The following is a 21,283-nucleotide window of genomic DNA, read 5'->3' on the forward strand; positions in this document are numbered from 1 at the left end:
CCCGATGCACCTGACGCCACCGCAGCACCGTCACGATCACAGCTCCCTGCGAACAGCACTCCCACAGGTTCCGTGCAGCATCTTCGCCTACTCTGCCGAGAGCTGCCCGCAGACAACCTGCCCGTCACGGGTCGGCGTCCAGTCGAGGTGCCAACGATGCGGACAGGGAGGCCAAGTGAGCACCGAGCGCATCGGTGACCAAACCCCGCAGTCGCGAACCGATAGAGGACGTGCACCCACCGAACGCACGACACGTGACCTCCTGAAAACCGCCGACATTCCATGGTTTGGCAACCGACGCACCCACCGCCAACAGCGTTTCGCGGTGCGCACGGCGATGGCCGAGACCGTCACCATGGGAGGCGGCCGATGAACTCACGACGTCACCTGGGCCTGGTCGCGGCCGCGGCCACCGTGCTCGCCTCGGCCCCGATCTCGGACATCTTCGCCGGCTGGAGCTGGCTGTTCGAGGGCGGCCTCATGGTCGCGATGGTGGCCGGGGCCGCGCTGGGCGCCCGCTCGCTGCGCGGACGGCTCTGGGCCCAGCTGCTGGCCATGCTGGCCGCGCTGCTGATCGGCCTGACCTGGCTGTTCGGCAACGGCACCGCGATCGCCGGGCTGATCCCGACACCGGACACGTTCGCCGAGTTCGGCATGCTGTTCGCGCTGGCCGGCGAGGAGGTGCAGAAGAGCTACGTGCCGGTGCCCGACCTGGAGGGGCTGCTGTTCGTCAGCGCCCTGGGCATGGGCTCGGTGGCGATCCTGGTGGACCTGTGCGCGGTCGGGCTGCGCCGCCCGGCGCTGGCCGGGCTGCCGATGCTGGCCATCTACTCGGTGCCGGTCGCGGTCTATGTGGACTCGCTGTCGCCGATCCCGTTCGTCGTCGGCTCGATCGGCTTCCTGTGGCTGCTGGTCAGCGACAACGTCGACCGGGTACGCCGGTTCGGCCGCCGGTTCACCGGCGAGGGCCGCGGCGTCGACGTCTGGGAGCCGTCCCCGCTGGCCTCGGCCGGACGGCGGCTGGCCGTCGTCGGCGTGCTGGTGGCGGTCGCGCTGCCGCTGGCCGTGCCCGCGATGAGCGCCGGCTTCCTCGGCGACTTCGGCTCCGGCGACGGCCTCGGCCAGGCCGGCAAGGGTCCGCGCGGCAACGGCCGGGTGGACCTGTTCGCCGAGCTGAGCGGGCGGCTCAAGCAGGCCGGCGTGCAGGACATGGTGAAGGTCACCACCAACGACCCGAACCCGTTCTACATGCGCTTCGGGGTCGCCGACCAGATCAGCGGCGGCGGCTTCGCCAGCCACCAGCCCACCGGGCAGCCGGTCAGCGACAACCTGCCCGACCCCGCCGGACTCGACCTCAGCGCGGTACGCACGCAGGCCGCGACGGCCCGCGTCGAGATCACCGAGAACTTCGCCATGCCACTGCTGCCGGTCTACTCAGCGCCGACGTCGATCCGCGGGCTCGACGCCGCCTGGTCGTACGACCCGTCCCTGCAGATCGTCTACTCACAGCGGGCCAACTCGGCGGGCCTGTCGTACGAGTTCGACTACGTGCGCGCAGAGTTCACCCCGGACCAGCTGCGCACCGCGCCGACCCTAGGCGCGAATGACGCCAACCAGCGCGACTACAGCCGGGTGCCGGAGGTGCCCGAGGTCCGCGCCCTGGTCGACGGGCTGATCGAGGGCGAGTCGAACAACTACGACCGGGTCCGCGTGCTCTACGACTACTTCTCCGCCAAGAACGGTTTCAAGTACGACGTGGCCGCCCCGGCGGGCACCTCCGGCGCGGCCATCGTCGACTTCCTGAACAACAAGCGGGGCTTCTGCGAGCAGTACGCGGCGGCGCTGGCCTGGATGGTGCGCACCGCGGACATCCCGGCCCGGGTCGCGTTCGGCTTCACGCTGGGCGGCTCGTCGGACAACGGCGTGCGTACCCTCACCAACCGCAACCTGCACGCCTGGACCGAGGTCTACTTCTCCGGCTTCGGCTGGGTGCCGTTCGACGCGACCCCGTCGACGTACGTGGTGGGCTCGGCCCCCACGGCGTGGGCCCCGGACGTGGACGCCCCGGAGGAGACCCCAGGCGGGGTACGCCCTTCGCTGAGCCCTGGCGCGAGCGGCGGCCCGGAGGGGCCGGGCGGGGCGACGCGGGACCCGATCGACCCCGACGGTGGGGTGATCGGTCCGCTTGACCTCGACGAGGAGCTGCCCACCTGGGTGTGGGTGGCGACGGGCGGCGGGGTGCTGGCGCTGGCGCTGCTGGTCACCCCGGCACTGCGGCGCTTGACGCTGCGCCGGCGGCGCAGCGTGCGGGCCGCGGTGGCCGCCTCCGGCGGTAGATTCGCCGAGGTCAGCATGTCCGCGGCGGACCTGGCCATGACCGTGGTCACCGACCCCGACGCGGCCCGTCGGCAGGCGCACGCGGCCTGGGACGAACTCATCGACACGATGATCGACTACCGGCTGGCGGTCGACCCGTCGGAGACCCCGCGAGCCACGGTTGAGCGGCTGATCAGCACCGCGCTGCCAGAATTCGATGCGATCGAACAGGCCCGCCTGTTGGGACTTGCTGAGGAGCGGGCCCGCTACGCGCAGGTGCCGCTTGCTGCGGAGAGCCTGACCAATGCCGTCCGCTCAGTACGTCGGGTGGTGGCCGCTGACGCCAGCCGCCGGGTGCGGCTGGCCGCGGTGCTGATGCCACCCTCGGTGCTGCTGCGCTGGCGCGGTGCAGCGTATGCCGCGATCACTGCCCTTGCTGCGCGTACCACCGTGGCGAGCACCGCGGTGAAGCGGGCGCTGCGGCCGCGGCTGGTGCGCTGACGCCAACCGAACTACGACGGGCGGGCCACTTGAGGTGAGCCTGGAGCAGCCCACCCGTCATGGTCGTACGCGCTGGCGATGCCGACGTGACGGCGGATGGGTACAGGCGACTCAGGCATCTATCACCGGCCTGGCCGACCCGCTCGCCGAGCTGCCCGAGACGGCCAGATCGTGGCCCACTCCAGTGGCGCCGCGCGGGAGCGCCGAACCGACCGCCGCCCTCACTGTGCGGGCAGTAAACCACCGCCCGCGCGGCTCCCGCACCGGCGGGCGGTGGAAGGACCGACCCTATGCCCGTGAGGCCCCGTCCACGTGGATCCTCACCCGGGCGTGTGACAGCAACAGCGCTGAGGTCTTCGCCACCGATCAGGTCAAGTTCCAAGTCTTGAACCGCAGATGGGTCGTGGCGCAGCGAGAACACTCGCTGTCGTGGATCACCCGCTGTCACTCCTCCGGCGGTCACCTTCTGCCGAGGGCAGGGGTAGCCGCCAGAGCAGCCGATGCTTAATGCCCGGCGTGGTCGGTGCCGGAACGGTATGCAGGTGGTGTGCCTGGCGCCTGCCCGGGGTTGACCACCGCGAACTGGCCCATCATGCCCGCGTCTTCGTGGTAAAGGACGTGGCAGTGGTACATGTACGGGATGTTGGGGTCGGTGTAGTCGGTGAACCGCATGATGACCCGGTAGTAGGTGTCTGACGGGACGAAGATGGTGTCTTTCCATCCGGTCAGGTGCGGCGGTGGCGGGGCGCCGTTGAGCGTGAGGATCAGGAACTGCACGTCGTGGACGTGGAAGCTGTGCGGGTCGCCGTCGTTGTTGAACACCTCCCAGATCTCGGTGGTGTCGACCTGCGCGGCGAAGTCGATGCGGTTCATGTCCATCTGCTTGCCGTTGATGCTGTGCCCGGACAGGCTGAACTTGCGCGTGACCTTCGCATCGCTGGGGTTGAGGCGATCGATCGGCACCAGCGCGGCCGGCACATCGGGTGATGGCGACAGGGTTGCCGCTGCGCGCAGTTCGAGGATGTCGAAGGTGTCGGCCCCGCCGTTGAGGGCGTCGAAGTCGCTGCCCTGGTCGGGGTCGTAACTGCGCACGACAGTCCTCTCCCCGGGTGTCACAGCTACCACGATTTCGGCGCGTTCGCCGGAGGCGAGCTGGATGCGGTTCATTGACGCGGGCTTATCCAGTAGCCCGCCGTCGGTGCCGATGAGGCTGAACGGCCGGTTGTCGGAGAAGCCGAAGTTGAAGACGCGGGCGTTGGAGCCGTTGAGGATGCGTAGCCGCACCAGCCGGGTGGTGACGTCCAGGTAGGGCGAGTGGGTGCCGTTGACGGCGATCTCGTCGCCGAGGATGCCCACGCCCGACAGGAACGGGGTGCGCTCGGTCAGTTCGCCGTCGCTGCCGAAGGCTTTGTCCTGCACTATGAGCGGGATGTCATCGACGCCGTAGGCCTGCGGCAGCGCCAGGCTGGTGGCCGTTGGGTCGTCGAGGATGAACATCCCGGCGAGGCCCTTGTAGACGTGCGCGGCGGTTTCGCCGTGCAGGTGCGGGTGATACCACAAGGTGCTGGCAGGCTGGTCGATGACCCAGTTCGGGGACCACGTCGCGCCGGGGGCGACCTGCTGGTGCGGTCCGCCGTCCATGACGGCGGGAAGATGCATACCGTGCCAGTGCACCGTCGTTTTCTGGCCGAGGGTGTTTTTGACGTTGACGACGACCTGCTCGCCTGCTTTGGCACGCAGTGTCGGCCCGAGGTAGCTGCCGTTGAAGCCCCACGCCGGAGACACCCGGCCGGAGCCGAAGTCGTGGATGCCCTCCTGTGCGGTCAGGTCGAAGACCCGGCGGCCGCGTGAGTCCACCGTGGATGTTGCCAGCGGTGGGATTGCGAGCTTGTTGGTGAAATCCACCTTGCCGACAGTGTCGATACGGTTGCCGGTCAGCGCCCACGTCACCACGGCTACCGCGCCACCGCAGCACAGCAGAACAGCCACCACAGCGATGATCAGAACGGTGCGAAACGGCCGACGCCGTTTCGGCGTGGGCGCCATAGGCGCGGCGGGTACGGGCACAGCAGGAGGGGTAGTCACTCAACCACCATCGCCAGCGGGCACCCATGCTGACGACCCCGAGACGCCCACGTTCAGGGACATCTCAGGTGATTCCCTGACCGGCCTGCAACGCCATCTTCAAGCCCGAGATCGACGCCATCGCCGCTCAGCGCGGCGTCACTGTGCACTGCCCGCCGGGACGACACAGACTTTCGCGGATTTCTTCGCCGCCGCCGCGCCACGACGGGGGCGTTGCGGAACCGGCGGACTGGGCGCGATCCTGGTCCAGTTGGCCCGGGCGGCCGGCGCCACGGTGATCGCGGCGGCGCGGGGCACGGCGAAGCTCGAACGGATCGGCGCCGATGTGGCCGTCGACTACTCGCAGCCCGGCTGGACCGAGCAGGTGGGCCCGGTAGACGTGGTGCTGGACGGCGCCGGCGGCGAGTTCGGGCGCGCGGCGTTCATACTCCTCGGGCCGGGCGGCCGCTACTCGGGGCACGGCTCGTCGGCCGGCTCGTTCGCTGCGGTCGACCGGGGACGAGGCCGCGCGGCGCGGGGTGACGGTGACCGGCATCGAGGCCGTACCGCTCACGCCCGCTGAGTTCCGCGAGTACGCGACTCCCGCACTCGAAGGCGTCGCGAAGCCGTGTACGCCCTGCCCGGCAACCTCGAACGCTGTAGAAATTCAGATAAAGCGGCGAAAGGGACTCCAGTGGAAACCGTGGTGCGAACCGTTCTCGCGTCGGTGCTACTCGGCCTGGTTGCCGCGTTCATCACGGCGGTGCCCGCACGCGCTGGGGACCGGGCGGAAGACTCGGGTTTGCGGCTGGCTGTCGCACCAGCTCAGCCGGTGTTCAGGCCCGGAGATCCAGTCGTGCTGAAGGTGACTGTCACCAACCGGGCGCATGTCACCTGCCGACTCGCGGACACCGCAGACGGCACCATCACGATGATGATCCTTCGCGACAGCGTGGCAACGGCGGCTGTCTTCGCTCCGGTTACTTATGCAGATGGCCTGTCGGGGATGGTCGCCCTGGCCGCGCGTGACGTGGCACCGGGACAGAGCCTCGCGTTTGCGATGACCGGGGACGACGGCCCGGCAAGGCGTGCGCTTCGTGCAGTCACCGCCGTGCCGGGCGACGGCGGCGTCGCCGCCTACTGGCCGGTGTCCGAACCCGGCCGGTACACGGTCACAGCGATCTACGAGATGCCTGCAACCGCCGGCGCATGCGCGGGCCGAAGCCAGCCGGCCGCCGCCGACTTCACCGTGTCCGGCGGTCCTGCTTCCGGGATGCGTTGGTGGTGGTGGTGGGCCGCTGCGGCGTTGCTGGTCACGCTGCTGGCCGGTGGAGGCGTTTGCGTGCTGCGGCGCAGGCGCGGCTCGGCCGGTGCGATGGTGCTACTGCTGGTCTCAGTCGCTTCGCTGGTCCAACAGCCGACACCCGCCCACGCCAAGATCGTGATCGACGATCTCGACAAGCCGGAGAACCTCGGCTTCGTCGAGGCCGTAGAAGCGTGCATATCCGACATCCGCACGCGCCTGGGAGCCGACGCGATCGGTGTCATGCCCGCCCTCGACGACCCGAACTTCACCGTGCACATCACCCCGACGAAGGGCTCATCCGAGTCGACGCACTTCGACAAACGGACCGAGGTCAAGTTCAACCCCAAACCGGCCGGCACCTACAACGGTGAGACGACCGCACGACACGGCTGCTCCGAGTTCTTCCACGAGATGGTGCACGCGCACGACAACGCGACCGATCAGCTCGACAGCCGTCCGTGCAAGACCGGAGCGGATGGAAAACCTACGCGCAACGGCGCCCAGGTCCAGGAGGTCAGCGCAGTGCGGGCCGAGAACCACTACCGCGCTTCACACGGCCTGCCTCAGCGCACGACCTACAGCGGCCTGCCCCTGCCACCTGGCAAGGACCCCACCAGGGCTTCAGTTCTCAGCGACTGCGCGCAGAAGGAACAGGACAAGCAGAAGGACAAACCGCCCACTCATTCGGACCTTCCCGGCGGCAGCAACGGCGATCCGCATCTGCTGACCTTCGACCAGCGCCGCTACGACTTCCAGGCCGTCGGAGAGTTCCTACTGGCCAAGTCCGGCGACATCGAGGTGCAGGTGCGCCAGGCACCGGTGCCCGGATCCCGTCTCGCGTCGGTCAACAGCGCCGTCGCCATACGCGCACAGACGAGCCGGCTGACCTTCGCCCTCGACGACGGCACCCCGCAAGTCCGCCTCGACGGCTCACCTGTCGAAACCTCGGCCACGCAGACCAGCCTGCCCGGAGGGCTGCTGCTGGCCGCAACCGATGACGGCTCCCACTCCGTCACCTGGCCGGACGGCACCGAAGCCGAGCTGACCTACCTCGGATATTGGGGAATCCGTGTCCTGCTCTACCCAGCCACCGGCCACCAGGGCCGGTTCACGGGCCTGCTCGGCAACTTCGACGGCGACCCCGACAACGACCTGACCACTGCCGACGGCACTACACTGCCAGCCGATCTCGACCATAAGGCGCTCTACGGCCCCTTCGCCGACACCTGGCGGCTGACGCAGACCGCCTCGCTGATGGACTACCCCACCGGCACCGACACCACCACGTTCACCGACCGCACCTTCCCCGACCGGCTAGTCAGCGCCACCGACCTCGACCCCGCGCAGCGGGCTACCGCGCAACGGATCTGCGCCACCCTCGGCGTCAGCGACACGGTTGCGCTCGACGAGTGCGTGCTCGATCTCGTACTGACCGGTCAGCCGTCGTTCGCGGTCTCTTCTGCCACTCTCGCGGATAAGATCGCCGCTGCCGCACCGCGGCGCGTCCCAGCCGGTACGACGGTTCGTGACGGCACCATTGTGAGCGGCTCGATCAGCGCGCCGGACATGAAGGTCACCTATCCCCTCGACACAGGCACGGCCACCGTGGTGAGACTGGTCGACCTCGTCGGCGAAGACGGCCGCTCCGCACCCGCCACCCTGCGCATCGGCGTCGACGGCCCGGACGCGTCGGCCGAACCCGGTTTCACCGTGACCAGCGTCTACCAGTACAAGGTGAAACCCGGCACCAGCAACACCTTGTCGATCCAGCGCACCGCCGGCGACACCGGTGACTTCAGCTTCCGCGTCGTCACCGCCAAGGAACGCCGCATCACCACCGCCGGCGAAACGGTCACCGGGCGTCTGGACGTTCCCGGCCGCGTCGACCTGTACCCCTTCGAAGCGACCACCGCCGGACCCCTACGACTGGCTGACCCCACCGGATGTGACTTCTCGGTCGCCGTCGTCGAAGACAACCCAGCTCCACGCGTGTACACCCCAGCGAAGCTGTGCTGGGGCATCTCACTGGCCAACCTCGAACCGGGCAAGCGGTACCTGCTGATTGTCTGGTCAGACACCGCAGCCCTCGGCAACTACCAGTTCCGGCGGCAGACCTGACCCACGCGGAGGCCAGCCAGACGGTTTGGGGGCAAGGAGCCTGACACACCACGGGTAGGCCGTCCTAGGACCCTGACCCGGGCGCCATCGACGTAGGCGGGGAGAAGGCCCCGCTCACTGCACCGGGGGCAGGCGTGCTGTTCTTCGCGCCCGCCGACTACCTCATCGCCGTCAATGCCTCCGGCCAGTTCGTCGACCTGAGCAGCCACATCGACGCGCTGTACTTCGCACTGCCCACGCCGGCCACCGTCGCTTTTGGCGACGTCCACGTGCAGGGCCAGCTCGTCCGCTCCCTGCTGTGCGTGCAGATGCTGTTCAACGCCGTCGTCATCTCCACCGGCCTGTCCGTGCTGCCCAAGCAAATCGGCTCCTGGGTGCGCCGCCGCCCCAGCGCTTGAACCGCTCCTTTGCCGCCCGACACCGCCGCCACGCCAGGCAGATGCGGCAAAAAGGACACCGGGCGCAGCAGACGACGCTAAAGTGCGGGTTGTCGATCAACAGCGGGGATGGTCATGGGCGCGACGCGACGAACATTGCTGACCAGCCCAGGCGCGGCAGCGGCCTGCGGCCTGGTAGGCGCCCACGACTCACCCGCCGCCGCCGGCTCCGGCGAGCCTGCGGCCGACCCCGTCGCGCCGGTGGTCGACCCCATCGCGCTCGGCCCGGCCACGGACATCCCGGTCGGCGGGGGCAAGGTCTACAGCACCGCAATGGCCGTCGTCACCCAACCCGTGGCAGGCGACTTCAAGGCGTTCACCTCGACCTGCACGCACTGGGGCTGCCAGGTCACCGAGGTCGAGAACGACCAGATCATCTGCCGCTGTCACGGCAGCCGATTTTCGGCGAACGGCTCGGTCGTCCTGGGCCCCGCCACGCTACCTCTCGGCCCGAAGGCCGTCACCGTCAAGGACGGTCAGATCACCCTCGGCTGAGCACGGTATTTACCGCTTCGGGTCCTATGGCCTACGGTTTGTCCTGGCCCGACCGTGGCGGTTGCGTGGTGGCGATGCCCGTTTCAATGATCAGCTACCCGTGGTGTGGTTCACGGTTATGGGTGGGCTGGCGTCCATGTCGCGCCGGCATCACTGCTACGGAGGATTCCGCGCTCCTGAACGGCAGCAAACAGGTCTGCCTCGTGGGCTGCGAAAGCGCTATACCGCACACATTGGATGGCCGCGAGCGGACCTCCCCGGATGTCGGAGCTGCGCACTACGCTGGTCGGCATGGGCATGACACCCGCGCAGGTACGCTGTCCGCTTTACGCAGCTCTGCGTGATCCACGCACCACGCTCGACGAGCAGGAGGCGCTTGCCGCTGACTGGCTGAGAACGCAGTCAGGATCGCCGCTGATCCTCGCCAGCAGCATTGGCGACTACCGCGACAGCACGCTGGCCGATCAGCTTCCGGGCGCCGCGGTCGAAAAGCTCGGTCGGCGGACCGCCGTCGGACACAGTGGGCCGCTGCTGGTCGCGTGGCCCGCAGCAGAGAACCTTTCGCAGCTGCAGCATCTGGACCAGGTGACGGCGATCTGTGTCGTTGAGGGCGGCGGCGTTCTCCAGCAGCCATGGCTTCGCGCCCAGCGCGCCATCGATCTCGCCACCGGCATCCGTTTGGAAACGAGGTCCGGCTTAGTTCCAGAGGTCGTAGCCGTGGCGATTCAGTCGCTCGTTCCGATGCTCAACGGCCTCAGTTCGTCGTTTGACAAGCCAACCGTGATCGACGCGCTCTGCCGGCTCAAGGCCAGCGGCTACGAGGTCGACCCGATCGCGGTATATGAGTTCGCATTGCGCTCCGGTGCCGACGGTGATGAGGCGATACTGATGCACGAGGTGGCTACCGGGCTGCGCAGGGGGCACAGCTATCGACGGAGCCAGCGCTTCGGACCGGACATCATTCGCCACTGGGAGCAGGAGGCTGCTGCGCTCCCCAATCGCCCGTGAGCCAGGTGCCGCCAACCCGGCGGCGTGGAGCCAACTCCTGCGATGGTTCACCTGCCGTTTCCAGAGCACCAGCTCCCTGGCCGAATCTTGCCAGTCAAAGGGTTACTGCAGGAGCGGCAACCTGGCTCGCGTGGCCCCTAAGCCGACACCCAGTGTTCTGAAGCCAGGCAAGGCTCAACCACCTGCAGCTCTGCGAGGGGGCCTCGCCCGGCATGATTTCCGACCACACCCATGAGATCGACACCTTGAGTTTCAATCAAGTGATCAGGAGAGGAACTTCGCCTCGAGCGGTCGCCTGCCATCAGGCCCGCGTGTCCAAGTGGGGACATGGACACAGCTCTACAGCACCGGCAATGGAAACCGGTGTCCATGTGTCCCGACCCTAGTCCGTCGGGCGCCATATGGTCAACTCAGCCAGGCACCCTCCCCGAGCTGGGGGTACAGCCACTTGCCGAGCCTCTTAGGGTTGTTTCGTGTCCTAGTGGCAAAACTACACGACCCCTGTCCGCTAGTCCAGCTGGGGCACCAGAGGTCATTCTTCCTGGTGACTGGTCCAGGGCCGCTCGGCCGCTTCGCTGGCCGAGGCACCTGCCGAACCGCCGCACACCTGTTCGTCACAGGCGTCCGGCGACGGCGCCTGTCTTGCGGTGCCACTCGGTATGGGCGCTCGCAGTGAGCAGCTGGCCGGTCAGGTCACGGTCGTACGGCCAGGCCACCAACTGACGGTTGCAGGTGGACCGGTCGCGGCACCACCACCCGGCCGAGTCGACCCACAGCCAACCACGCAGACGCGCCAGGCGGCCGATGTTCTGGCCCCGTCGCGACCGTCGCACCAGCCGCATCGACGGAAGGCACCGCCCGGCACTCTGGTCTCATGAAACCTTGAAGCCTGCGAGCCGGCCATCGCTAATTACATGCGGAGCTACCTTGGGCGATGCCTGTCGCGCCACAATGCGTCCCGTGGATGTGGTATCACCATCTGATGCCTGACTACGACCTGAGCCGCCTCGGCACGCGGGCCTTCGAGCAGATGGTCGTGGCACTTGCCCGCAAGGAAATCGGGCCGGGCGTGCGGGTATTCGGCGACGGGCCTGACGGAGGCCGTGAGGCGACCTTCGACGGGACGATCAACTGGTCGGCCACGTCGCAGGGTGTGTCGACGAGTGCCGACTCTTGGGTCGGGTACACGGTGCTGCAGTCGAAATTCCAGATCAAGCCCAAGCCCGAGCCTCGCGACAACGCGGTGTGGTTGCAGGGCGAGATCAGCCGCGAGATCACGAAGTGGGCGGAAGCAGCCGAAAATAAGACACGCTCTCGCCTGCCCCGCTACTTGATCTTTATTACCAACGTCGACCTCTCTTCGGTCGCCGAGACCGGCGGGATCGACACGCTCACCAGTTTCATCCGCGGCAAGCTGCAGGACACAGACCTGGTGAGAAAAGGGCTGCTCGTAGAAGACTTCGCGATCTGGCATGCCGATCAGATTCGGTCGATGCTCGACGCGCATCAGGACGTGCGTTGGGCTTATCCCGGCCTGCTCACCGTCGGGGACGTGTTGTCCAGGCTCGGCTCGGCGTCCGTACCGCTCGGATCCATGGACCTGCAGGACCCGCTTCGCGAGGAACTGCTGCGTTCCGTCAGGCTCGACAGGTGGGTCAGGCTTAGCCAGGCCGGCGGTCCGGGCGACTCAAAACTATGGCTCGACGACATTGCCATCGATCTCCCGGCTCTGCTCGACGACGACAGGGAGAGTTCCGCCCACACGGTTCGCCACGTCCTGCAGTTGGGTGATTGCGTCCTTCGCCAGCGGCAGCCTGACCGCATCGGGCGCCCCAACGTCGTAATCGTCGGCGGCCCAGGCCAGGGCAAGTCCACGCTGAGCCAGTTGATCGCACAGGCGTACCGGGTATCCATGCTGACCGACGTGGACCTCGGCCCGAGCGTCAAAGAGATCGTCGACGGCACCCGCACAGCTCTGGACCGCCTGGGGCTCGCAGTTCCCCAGAATCGACGGTGGCCAGTGCGAGTCGATCTTGCTAAGTACGCCGAGGAACTCAGCGCCGGAACCGACACGACCCTGCTGCGATGGATCTCGTCGACCATCCAGAAGCGCACCGAGCAGGACATACAGCCCGCCCAGCTGCGCAGCTGGCTTCGGGCGTGGCCATGGGCACTCATCCTCGACGGCCTTGACGAAGTGCCGTCGGTCAGGTCACGCCGCCTTGTCTACCATCAGATCGATGACCTGCTGACCACCGCCGAGGACCTCGACGCTGACCTTCTCGTGGTGGTCACCACCCGGCCGACGGGCTATGACGAGCGGTTCCCATCAGAGCGTTACCAGCACGCCTACCTGCAGCGGCTGCCCGCCAAGGAGGCGGCTGAGTATTCGCAGCGGATCACTGACCGGCGCTTTGCCGACGACGATGAGATGCGGCGCAAGGTCGCTGACCGCATGCGCGACGCGTCGCTGGACCCGGTCACTTCCAAGCTCATGGAAACGCCGCTGCAGGTCATGATCATGTCGTTCATCGTGGAGAAGTACCCGAATCTGCCGCCGGACCGGTTCACCCTGTTCAATCTCTACTATCAGACCGTCTGCGACCGGGAGACAGCCAAGGAGATCCCGATAGCGCGCTTCCTGGCCGAGAACCGTCAGCGCATTGACCGGCTACACGAAGAGGTCGGACTGGTGCTGCAGGTGCAGTCCGAAGCGGCAGAGGGCGCCGAAGCGGCACTCGATCCTGAGCAGCTGGGCGAGCTGGCACGCCGGCAGTTGCGCGAGCGTGGTTTCCAGGCCGACGCCGCCGCCGATTATGCACGGCAGCTGGTCGACGCGGCGACCATGCGCCTAGTTCTGTTAACCCCCCGCGAAGGTGGCGTGGGCTTCGAAGTCCGCAGCCTTCAGGAGCTGATGGCGGCCCGCGCCATCACAGAAGGCCACGACGCCGATGTCGTCGCCCGGCTACGGCTGATCGCCCACAGTCCCCACTGGCGTAACACATGGCTGCTGGCCGCTGGCCGCCTGCTCGTGACATCCGAGCGGTTCGAAAGAGTGCTCATAGGTATATTGCGCGATCTCGACACGGATCCGCGCCGGCTCAGCGGCAGGTTCCCCACCGCCCCGCTGCTTGCTGCTGACATCGTTGAGGACAACCTCGCCGTTCGCCGCCCCAACTTCGAAAAAGCGCTGATCCAGCGCATGTTCACGGTTCTTGAGCGGCCGCCGGTAGTGGGGCTCGACCGTATCGCGAAAGCAATGCTCGGAATCGCTAAGACCCCCTATCGCGCGATGGTCTTCGACCGCCTGGCGTCTGTGGCGACCGGTAGCGCGGCCAGCCGCGCAGCCGCCGTCCTGATCTTGTTTGTGATGCGGACTATGACGAGGGAAAACGGCCCCCTCACCAGCATCCGTCTGGCCGGAGAGAAGATCCAGTTGTCCGAGGTCGAACAGCAGGCCATGAGGGGATGGCTGTCGGTTTACGATCCTGACACACCTCCGCGACCGACGGCTGGCGGACAGGAGATCGTCAAGTACCTTCTCGCGCAAGCTGCAAGTACAGGCCTGGTCGATCCCGATCTCGAGCTACTGCGGGACGGCCTGGAAATGCTGGCTAATGCGAATTTTCATCTCGTTGGCCCAGAGCCGAGCTTCGCCGTAGTGGAGTTGGAGCAGGTCGGTGACCCGCTGGCCCTTCTGCTCGCCGTGGAGAACGACGATGTGGCGATCTCACTCGAACTTGCGCTAGACACCGCTCCATCCAGCCACTGGGCGATCGAGGCCGTGTTGGGCCTAGGTCTGAAGCCGGCCTCAGATCGCCTTGCGGTCGGTCACCGAGTGATTGAACTCGTCACGGAATCCAGATCACGCAGCTCCGCCCTAGACGACCTGATCTCATAGGATTTTCCATCGAGGCTCGCCCACGATTTGGGTGGCTGCCTAGCGCAACGGTGTAACTCCTGAGCGAAATGAGATGGGCGCGGCGCGCCAGACATCTAAGTGAGGTCAAGCGTCGGCCAGCAGGGAGCGGTCAGGCGAGGGGTGTTCCATCCCTGCCATTGAAGCCGCCGACCGGCCGATCAGCGGCTTCGCGGCGCGGTGGCACCGAGCACGTCGACGACCGCCAGGACAACCGAGCACGGCCCGCAGGTCCAGCGGTACCGGTGCAGGTACTCTGCGTCGGCGACCAGGTAGCGCTGATGATCCTGGTGTCCGGCAGAAAGGCGGTCCAGCGCCGCCCAGAAAGGCACGCTACCGAAACGTTCCGCCGTGATCGTGACGTAGGGCGCGTGAGCGTCCGCGGGTTGGAGGTCGTCGGGCCTGCTCACAACAACATTGTGAGCGGTTGGCTCGGGGGCCCGGCGCTCGCCCCTCGCCTACACCGGTACAGGCTGAATCTCGCTTCAGACCTAGCGCCTGGGTGGTTCCCTATCGAGTTATCGCAGGCCAACCTGCATGAGTCCGACCGGCGTAGCGGTGTTCAGCGAACGAAGATCGTCGGCGGCGGACGCAGCGATCTGCCGAACCTCGGCATACAGTCTGGGCATCGAGACCCTCGTGCCCTTGGCGGTGCGCAACAGCGGGATGCGGATCTTGCCGTCGACGGCTTCGAACTGCTGCGCCTTGCGAAAGCGCGTCGGATGCACAGTCACCTGCTCACACAACACAGCGGGTAGTTCCAGCACCGGCCCGCTCGGCAGGCGGAGGCGCAGTCCCTCTGCGGGATCGTCGGCGCCCTTGTTGATATCGCTGATGTCGAGCCTGCGTACGTCTGCGGTTCTCACCCGTATGTCGAGCGCGAACAGCAACAGCATCACCGTGCCCGCACTGCCGCTGAACCTGCTTGCTGCGGTGCGCAGCAGCCGTCGCGTCTGATCAGCGGTCAACGCCGTCGTGTCCGGCTGGACCCGCCGGTCCGCCGATTTGGGATCACGGTTCTTGTTTGTCGAACACCAACTCAAGCGCCACTGGTGTCGTTGCTGGACTTCCGTCATCCGACGTGGCGGAAACGCTGAACAGCCGACCGTCTTCCGTGCGGTCAAACGTAAGGTTCATCGGCGTCGTGCCGTTGTCGAAGGCGAATGTGATTCGCTCAGATAGGGTGGTGTCCCCTTGCTGATACCGGTAGACCTTGTCGATCGGGACTTTCTGATCTATGACGTAAAAGAGACCACTGAAGATGATCTTCACGATGTCCACCGGCCCGATGTCCGTCTCAAGTTGGTAGCGTGTCGCGGGGTTCATGAAGGCGACGGCCAGATCTAGGTTTCTGCGTTCCCCGGACAAGATCTGTAACTCGAATGGCTGCGGCCCCAGGGCGAGCCATGCCTCGTGCAGCGACACAGGCCGCCCGCTCTGCTTCGACAACAGGACGGGAGTATCGTCGGTCGGTGTTTCCAGCGCGGCCTTGGCGTTTTGATGGATTTCCACGTGTCCGCAATCTGGATCGAGGCTGATGCTTGCGCCCGAGATCTGGAAGGTCCGCAATCGGACCTCCATCGTCTCGGCACCCATCCACTCATACACGTCGGCACGGCTGACCTCTTCGAGCACACGTAGTCGGATCCCTGCAGCTGTCGCTACCCGCGATGCTGCAGCTGAGAACCCCCTAGAGGAAACGGCGACGATGATGTCGACCCTCGTGTGGCGCTTTTTCGTAACGAGTTGTTCGATCCACGCAATGTCTTCTACCCGAGTCCGATCTCGGCATTCGAAGGCCATGAGGCTTTCCACACCGTTGACGACGCCCCGTACCGCAACGTCTACTTCGCGCTTAATGCCACCCACGTGGTCGTACACGAGGTAAGGCGAGATAATTTCAACCGGTGTGTCCGCCAAGATGTGCTCTAGATGCGCTACAAGAAGTTCAAGATCACGCCCTGCCCTTGCCATATTGGCACGGTATCGCATCCACTTATGACTGCTGGCGTAGCCGTAAGTCCACGGACTACTCGTCCCCCGTGGCCCGTGCGGCGGCTTCGGCGATCTTGCGCTCGGCGTCGTCGAGTATCTCGACGATGGATACTCCCTCCAGCAGCGCGACGCGGTGGGCGAGCTCCCGTGCGATCATGGCCGCCGCCGCGTACTTCGTGCTGATGATGTCTCCTGTCGCGGCCGCTGCTGCCGCTGTCATCCCGCGTGGCAGTCGCACCTCGCCGTAGACCTCGTTCCAGAGGTCGACTTCCGCCTCGCCGGTCTCAGCCGCCCGGAGGAGGCTCGCGAACTCGTGTACTTCGTGGGCGATCTGCTCGATCAGCTCGTCCTCTCGACGACGAGGATCCTCCGTCATGGCCGCGGGCCCCAGATGTCGTGCACGGCCAACTCGGGCGACAGAACGTGATAGGCCGACACCATAGTCAGCCCTTCGGCCAGAAATCTGCAGAACTCGCAGCCCGCGCAGGTCGGACCGTGTTCTCGCGCGACGCTCACGAACATGGCTGCGAAGTGGCCGAGGGCGTAGCTGGTGATCGTGGCTCCCCGCACGAACGCCGGTAGGTCGGCGGCGGCCTGCTCCATGTGCTCGACCATCGCGGCGAGTTGATCGGGGTCGGGGACGATCTCCATGACTCACTGTGCTCCTGCCCCAGCGCTCCCCGCTAGATCAGGCGGCCAGCCTTAAGGACCTTCCTTGCTCCGCCGACCGGCTGATCAGCGGCTTCCGGTCGCCCTCTGCGGTGGGCATGTCGACCCCACCTGGACTGCCATGCAGGCGCGCAACTTCAGCGGTAACGTAGCGCTGATGTCTGGTGTCCGGTGGGTTCGGGATGCAAGCCCGACCTGCGGTTGCGGTCGCGTCGGGCGGCAGGGTGCCTGGCCAATGCCCCTTCTTGTGGTCCGCCACAGGTCGCCGGATGTCGCCCCTGCCCCACACAATGGGTAGGTGGCTCGCACCCCCTCACCGCTGAGAAAGCCGCTGGAGCACCGTAAGCCCACCGACACCACCGTCAAGCGTCTGTACTCAACCGCTTTCGGCTGCTGCAAACCGGGCTGCGGTCAGCCGCTGTTGCGTCAGAGCGACAGCACGGATGAGTTTCTGCTCAACAGCCGCGTCGCCCATATCCACGCGCGTAGCGAAGGCGGTCCTCGGTGGGACCCGCAGATGAGCGAGAACGACAACCGCAGCTACGACAACTTGCTGCTGCTATGCATACCCCACGCTACCGAGATCGACGACACCTACGAGCACTTCCCGCCAGCGATGTTGCGGGAGTGGAAAAGCAGCGCGGTCGACGAGTTCGAGCGCACCAGGCGGAATTGGCCCCTCGACGACCGGCAGGTGGCCGAGATCGTCGCGGCGTCCTTTGATCCACGCCCCTTGCTGGAGACGATCGCTGCCAGCATGCCGTTCTCCGCTCGTATGCGCACTCGCGAGCAGGCACTCGAACGCACCGCCGCGAAGGCTCGGGCTAGACGGTCGGTGCGCCTGTCGGCGCTGGTTCCCGCGCAGAAGGTCGCGGAGGTGATCGCGTGGATGGCTGGCAACGAGGAGCACCTGGACGTCGTTCCCGAGGGCTCGGTCCGCGTCCTTGTGGCTCCGATGGGCGCAGGTAAATCGGAGCGTGCTTTGCGTTGGCTTGAAGAGGGCTTGGGGATCGCGGAGTCGAATGGTGAGCGCGACGTCCCGTTATGGTTGAACGCTCGCGAGATCACTGGCAGCTTGGAGTCGGCTGTCGGTGACGGTCTCGGCGCTGAGCCTGCCAACGGTTGCAGGATCGTCATCGACGACCTGGACGGTGTCTCGCTGCGAAAGGCCGATCATCTTCTGATGCAGGCCCGTGAGCTTGTTACGGTCTGGCCGCGTGCCTGCGTCCTTGCGACCGCTCGGCCGGGAGTGCCCGTACATCAAGGCGAGGTTGTCCGGGTAGAGCCGTGGCCGAGGCGGCGCGGCGGGGACCTACTTCGTCTGCTGGTAGGTGAGCGGATTCCTTGGGGCATTTGGGCGCCGGAGACGTCGGCGCTGTTGGGGAGTCCGCTGACGGTGCTGGCCTTCGCCGCTCGCATCAACGCCAGCGGTGACACGAATGTCACCCGGCTTGAGCTGCTCTCCGACGTGGCCGGCACGATCATCAGGTCGCGCCTCGCGGAGCAGGCCACCGAAGAAACGTGGCGTGACCTCGCGCAACTGGCGATCCGGATCCTCGACAGCTCCTCTGCCGTGCGTACGTCCTCGTTCGGGATCGAGCCGCGTGTGCGCAAGATGACGGCCACGGACTTGGTTGTGGACGACGAGGGCCTACTGTCTTTCGCCCTGCCGCTGTTTGAGCAACACTACGGCGCCCAGGCAATCATCTCCGACGCTGTAGACCTGGATACGATCGCCGCCCCAGACGCTTTCGCACGGTGGCGGTACGCCATCGCCTTCGCTGTCGCTTCTGGTGAGCCGCGGCGGCAGGAACAGCTCATGAAGCGTCTGGCTCAGCTCCATCCGGCTGCGGCATCGTGGGTGCTGAGCGAGGTCGCACCGGACGGACGCGCCCATACCGAGCAGTGGAACGAGCTCACCGACGGGAAGATCATCGCGATGATCAAGAGCCGCGGCGGTGCTGCCGGCGCCTCCGTGTCCTCTACTCCGGCCGTCGTGGCGGCCGAATGGCTGCGTGAAGCCCAGCAGGCACTGCTCGACGGTGTCGGTCCGCTCGCGCAGTCCTTGGCCGCCCACCACGACGGCCAGCTCGTCCAGTGGGGTGCCTGGCTGCAGTCGGCGTACCTGACGGTGGCCGAGGCGCGTGACAGCGCCCGGCCACCTGCAGTCACTCAGCTGGACTCGATCCACCCCGACATCACCATCAGCGCAGGCTGGGAGCGGTGGACCCAGCAGACGTTCCCAGACGCCGAGTTTGGCCGCTGGCTCTGGGCACGAGAGCGCCTGCAGGAGGAGCTGCATCGCATCCTCCAACGAAGGACACTGCCGCTGCCAGCACAATCACGCCTTGCTGCTGAACGCCTGTGGTACCTGAGCAACTTCGTGATCAAGTTCAGTGCCGGGCGGGTGCCCGACCGCATCGAGGTAGGCCCGCTGCGTGACAAGGTCGCCGAATGGATGGACAACGTTCGAAGCTCCGTCAACTCAACCTGGCAGGGCAGCGGCGGCTCCGTGGAGTCGGACGACATCCGCTGGCTCGACGCCCAACTCGAACACGTCACGGCAGATGTCCTGGAGCCGCCGTGGCCGCGTCCTGACCAGCCCCATCGGGCACGAAGGTGGGCATGGGAGAGCTACTCTCCGGAGTTGACGCTTTCCATCGCCCAGGGTGTCTTACGTGATGCGCTGGCCGGGTACCGCGACCTCGTGGAGACCAACTTCGCCGCCTTCGGCGTCGCGCTTGGCCTGCAGAGCATCCTCCCCGTGCGGGCTGATGGCTTCGTCGTCAGGCCCGACGAGGGTAAGGATGCCTGGTCCGTGAGGATGATCGTCAGCCTGACACACGATCTCACAGTCGGCGTGCGCGACGACGCACCTATCGAGCTACGGCTGATCACCGACGACTCCCAGGGGATCGTCCGCGAGTTCGCCGAACCTCGAGTCCAAAATGCGCGGCAGGTAGCCTTCGGCCCGTCTCCGATCGACCACCTCGCTGTCCGCTTTAACGCGATGCGACCCGCTACCAACCTCGCCTACGAGTGGCTCATGCGCGATCTCAAGTCAGTCGGCTGGCTCGACAGGTCCATCCGTTATAGCGACTGACGGCCGGCGATCTCATGCCAACGCGGACGCGCCGAGGGCATCGCGGCGTCCTGCGCCTGAACGGGCGGCACGGGCGGAAGCTGGGCGAGAACGTCTGCATGAGCGCCGGTGGCCAGGTTCATGGCCGAGCACGTGTCGCACCGCTCCTGCTGATCGCAGCCTTCGGCGGTCAGCAGGTTCCGGACGTGCACGAACGCCCGGGACGGGTCATCGGTCTTTACGGCATACCAGGTGCCCTCGCATGCCTCTCCGGTCAGCCCAGCGGCAACGTCGTGGCGCATCGGCTGGTACAGGCGGCGACAGTGGTGCCGGAGCAAGTAGAGGTGGTCGAAGTGGTCGACGAGGTCCGACTCGGGCTGCTCCTGCCGGTACCAGTCTGCGGCAGCAGCGCGGTCGCCAGGGCCCCAAAGGAGCTGCGCCGGATAGGTGGTTGTCTCATGGAGCGCGTCAAACCCGAACAGGCCCAGGCTGCCGGGACGGTTAGGCTCATCGACGGCCCGCACGATCAGGTACCGCAGCCCGGCGACGTCCCCGTCGGCCAGCAGGTGCTCGGCCGGTTCGGTGTACTGGTCCCCGTTCACCGGGTTCCAGGCAAGCGTCATGATCTGGCGTTCGGCCAGCTGAGGGTAGAGGCGACCGCCTGGTGTCCGATGGTCCCACAGCTGATTGATGATCTCTGCCACGTCCTGGAGCTTGCCTATGGCGCTGGTTGGCATGTCCAGCTGGTGGCCGTTGGAGTGGGCGACCCAGTTCCGCAGATCAGTGAGCGTGGCCTCGATCCTCTGATTGGCCTGGCCGCGAAGCAGACCTTCTGCCCGCGCCCAGCTCCGTAGTCCATCGAGCATTCCGTTGAATGCGATCTCCTTGCCCAGGGATATGCGAAGCTTGGCACCCCTTCGCGCGGCCCTGACGACGTCCTCATAGCTCGTGGCGGACACGGTCCGCTCCACGCCGTTCTTCACGAACACGAGGTGGCCGCCGGTGAGCTGCATGAACCGGTCGCGCAGCGCCTGCTCGATGACGAGCAGGGCATGCTCGCCCACCAGGGTGAAGATCTCGTAGCAGAGCACACCGTAGGGCCATACGGTGCGGAGCATGTCGAAGCGGGCTCGCGTGCCCTCGGCGACGTCGTCGGCCAGTGTGATGGCCGCGATCGACTCCCGCTGGTAGCGTGCCGCCGCTTCGTCGGTGAACCGCAGGCCGAGGCCGAGGCCGCCGGGCAGGAAACGCAGCGTCCGGCTGTCGGTCTGGCGCAGCTGGTGCAGAACGTCTTCCGATGTGGTTGTCGCTTCGTCGGTGCTCACAGGCGACCATGGTGCGGTCTGGGTGGCGGGGCGACAAGTTAATACCTC

17 protein-coding genes are annotated in these 21,283 nt (G+C 66.5%); 9 read left to right on the forward strand and 8 right to left on the reverse strand.

Annotated elements, in window-relative coordinates; genetic code table 11:
* Positions 1-175 precede the first annotated feature (175 nt).
* On the forward strand, positions 176-373 hold the full coding sequence (locus AB0B66_RS10080) for a hypothetical protein (protein WP_360525883.1): 198 nt from the start codon (positions 176-178) through the stop codon (positions 371-373).
* Complete coding sequence (locus tag AB0B66_RS10085; protein WP_360525886.1) at positions 370-2,817, forward strand: DUF3488 and transglutaminase-like domain-containing protein; 2,448 nt, start codon at positions 370-372, stop codon at positions 2,815-2,817. The genes AB0B66_RS10080 and AB0B66_RS10085 overlap by 4 nt, the downstream gene beginning before the upstream one ends.
* A gap of 504 nt (positions 2,818-3,321) precedes the next feature.
* Here the strand turns inward: AB0B66_RS10085 and AB0B66_RS10090 are convergent.
* Complete coding sequence (locus AB0B66_RS10090; RefSeq protein ID WP_360525889.1) at positions 3,322-4,806, reverse strand: multicopper oxidase domain-containing protein; 1,485 nt, start codon at positions 4,804-4,806, stop codon at positions 3,322-3,324.
* Between the two features lie 7 nt (positions 4,807-4,813).
* On the opposite strand from AB0B66_RS10090, the gene AB0B66_RS10095 reads away from it, so the two are divergent.
* From AB0B66_RS10095 to AB0B66_RS10115, 5 genes are all read left to right on the forward strand, one after another.
* Positions 4,814-5,464 carry a zinc-binding dehydrogenase gene (locus AB0B66_RS10095; protein ID WP_360525892.1) on the forward strand — a complete coding sequence of 217 codons (651 nt, stop codon included), beginning with the start codon at positions 4,814-4,816 and terminating at the stop codon, positions 5,462-5,464.
* A 45-nt stretch (positions 5,465-5,509) separates the two neighbouring features.
* Positions 5,510-8,305 carry a VWD domain-containing protein gene (locus tag AB0B66_RS10100; protein ID WP_360525895.1) on the forward strand — a complete coding sequence of 932 codons (2,796 nt, stop codon included), beginning with the start codon at positions 5,510-5,512 and terminating at the stop codon, positions 8,303-8,305.
* A 134-nt stretch (positions 8,306-8,439) separates the two neighbouring features.
* Positions 8,440-8,703, forward strand: a complete 264-nt coding sequence (locus tag AB0B66_RS10105) for an ion channel (protein WP_360525898.1) — start codon at positions 8,440-8,442, stop codon at positions 8,701-8,703.
* Between the two features lie 114 nt (positions 8,704-8,817).
* Positions 8,818-9,237, forward strand: coding sequence for a Rieske (2Fe-2S) protein (locus AB0B66_RS10110; protein ID WP_360525901.1), 420 nt, complete (start codon positions 8,818-8,820; stop codon positions 9,235-9,237).
* A gap of 291 nt (positions 9,238-9,528) precedes the next feature.
* Complete coding sequence (locus AB0B66_RS10115; protein ID WP_360525904.1) at positions 9,529-10,245, forward strand: hypothetical protein; 717 nt, start codon at positions 9,529-9,531, stop codon at positions 10,243-10,245.
* Positions 10,246-10,859: 614 nt separating this feature from the next.
* On the opposite strand, the gene AB0B66_RS10120 is transcribed toward AB0B66_RS10115, so the two are convergent.
* A complete protein-coding gene (locus AB0B66_RS10120; RefSeq protein ID WP_360525907.1) occupies positions 10,860-11,078 on the reverse strand; it encodes a hypothetical protein in 219 nt (72 codons plus the stop codon).
* 149 nt (positions 11,079-11,227) lie between these two features.
* Between AB0B66_RS10120 and AB0B66_RS10125 the strand changes: the two genes are divergently transcribed.
* Positions 11,228-14,146, forward strand: coding sequence for a hypothetical protein (locus AB0B66_RS10125; protein ID WP_360525910.1), 2,919 nt, complete (start codon positions 11,228-11,230; stop codon positions 14,144-14,146).
* 179 nt (positions 14,147-14,325) lie between these two features.
* Here the strand turns inward: AB0B66_RS10125 and AB0B66_RS10130 are convergent, their stop codons facing one another.
* From AB0B66_RS10130 to AB0B66_RS10150, 5 genes are all read right to left on the reverse strand, one after another.
* Positions 14,326-14,574 carry a hypothetical protein gene (locus tag AB0B66_RS10130; RefSeq protein WP_360525914.1) on the reverse strand — a complete coding sequence of 83 codons (249 nt, stop codon included), beginning with the start codon at positions 14,572-14,574 and terminating at the stop codon, positions 14,326-14,328.
* 108 nt (positions 14,575-14,682) lie between these two features.
* Positions 14,683-15,240 carry a hypothetical protein gene (locus tag AB0B66_RS10135; protein ID WP_360525916.1) on the reverse strand — a complete coding sequence of 186 codons (558 nt, stop codon included), beginning with the start codon at positions 15,238-15,240 and terminating at the stop codon, positions 14,683-14,685.
* Positions 15,176-16,138, reverse strand: a complete 963-nt coding sequence (locus AB0B66_RS10140; protein WP_360525919.1) for a hypothetical protein — start codon at positions 16,136-16,138, stop codon at positions 15,176-15,178. Before AB0B66_RS10140 ends, AB0B66_RS10135 begins: the two co-directional genes overlap by 65 nt.
* A 55-nt stretch (positions 16,139-16,193) precedes the next feature.
* Complete coding sequence (locus tag AB0B66_RS10145; protein ID WP_360525922.1) at positions 16,194-16,535, reverse strand: hypothetical protein; 342 nt, start codon at positions 16,533-16,535, stop codon at positions 16,194-16,196.
* On the reverse strand, positions 16,532-16,810 hold the full coding sequence (locus AB0B66_RS10150) for a hypothetical protein (RefSeq protein ID WP_360525925.1): 279 nt from the start codon (positions 16,808-16,810) through the stop codon (positions 16,532-16,534). The genes AB0B66_RS10145 and AB0B66_RS10150 overlap by 4 nt, the downstream gene beginning before the upstream one ends.
* A gap of 316 nt (positions 16,811-17,126) precedes the next feature.
* Here AB0B66_RS10150 and AB0B66_RS10155 point away from each other — a divergent pair, with 316 nt between their 5' ends.
* Positions 17,127-19,931 carry a hypothetical protein gene (locus AB0B66_RS10155; RefSeq protein WP_360525928.1) on the forward strand — a complete coding sequence of 935 codons (2,805 nt, stop codon included), beginning with the start codon at positions 17,127-17,129 and terminating at the stop codon, positions 19,929-19,931.
* On the opposite strand, the gene AB0B66_RS10160 is transcribed toward AB0B66_RS10155, so the two are convergent.
* Positions 19,919-21,235, reverse strand: coding sequence for a hypothetical protein (locus AB0B66_RS10160; RefSeq protein ID WP_360525931.1), 1,317 nt, complete (start codon positions 21,233-21,235; stop codon positions 19,919-19,921). The genes AB0B66_RS10155 and AB0B66_RS10160 overlap by 13 nt on opposite strands.
* Positions 21,236-21,283: the final 48 nt, after the last annotated feature.

Source organism: Catellatospora sp. NPDC049111 (assembly GCF_040648615.1).
In the GTDB taxonomy this organism is placed as follows: domain Bacteria; phylum Actinomycetota; class Actinomycetes; order Mycobacteriales; family Micromonosporaceae; genus Catellatospora; species Catellatospora aurea.

Coding starts and splice junctions, on each gene's coding strand:
- AB0B66_RS10085 (WP_360525886.1), top strand. CDS start 370: ATGAACTCACGACGTCACCTGGGCCTGGTCGCGGCCGCGGCCACCGTG.
- AB0B66_RS10095 (WP_360525892.1), top strand. CDS start 4,814: ATGATCAGAACGGTGCGAAACGGCCGACGCCGTTTCGGCGTGGGCGCC.
- AB0B66_RS10110 (WP_360525901.1), top strand. CDS start 8,818: ATGGGCGCGACGCGACGAACATTGCTGACCAGCCCAGGCGCGGCAGCG.
- AB0B66_RS10115 (WP_360525904.1), top strand. CDS start 9,529: ATGGGCATGACACCCGCGCAGGTACGCTGTCCGCTTTACGCAGCTCTG.
- AB0B66_RS10125 (WP_360525910.1), top strand. CDS start 11,228: ATGCCTGACTACGACCTGAGCCGCCTCGGCACGCGGGCCTTCGAGCAG.
- AB0B66_RS10135 (WP_360525916.1), bottom strand. CDS start 15,240: ATGACGGAAGTCCAGCAACGACACCAGTGGCGCTTGAGTTGGTGTTCG.
- AB0B66_RS10140 (WP_360525919.1), bottom strand. CDS start 16,138: ATGGCAAGGGCAGGGCGTGATCTTGAACTTCTTGTAGCGCATCTAGAG.
- AB0B66_RS10145 (WP_360525922.1), bottom strand. CDS start 16,535: ATGACGGAGGATCCTCGTCGTCGAGAGGACGAGCTGATCGAGCAGATC.
- AB0B66_RS10150 (WP_360525925.1), bottom strand. CDS start 16,810: ATGGAGATCGTCCCCGACCCCGATCAACTCGCCGCGATGGTCGAGCAC.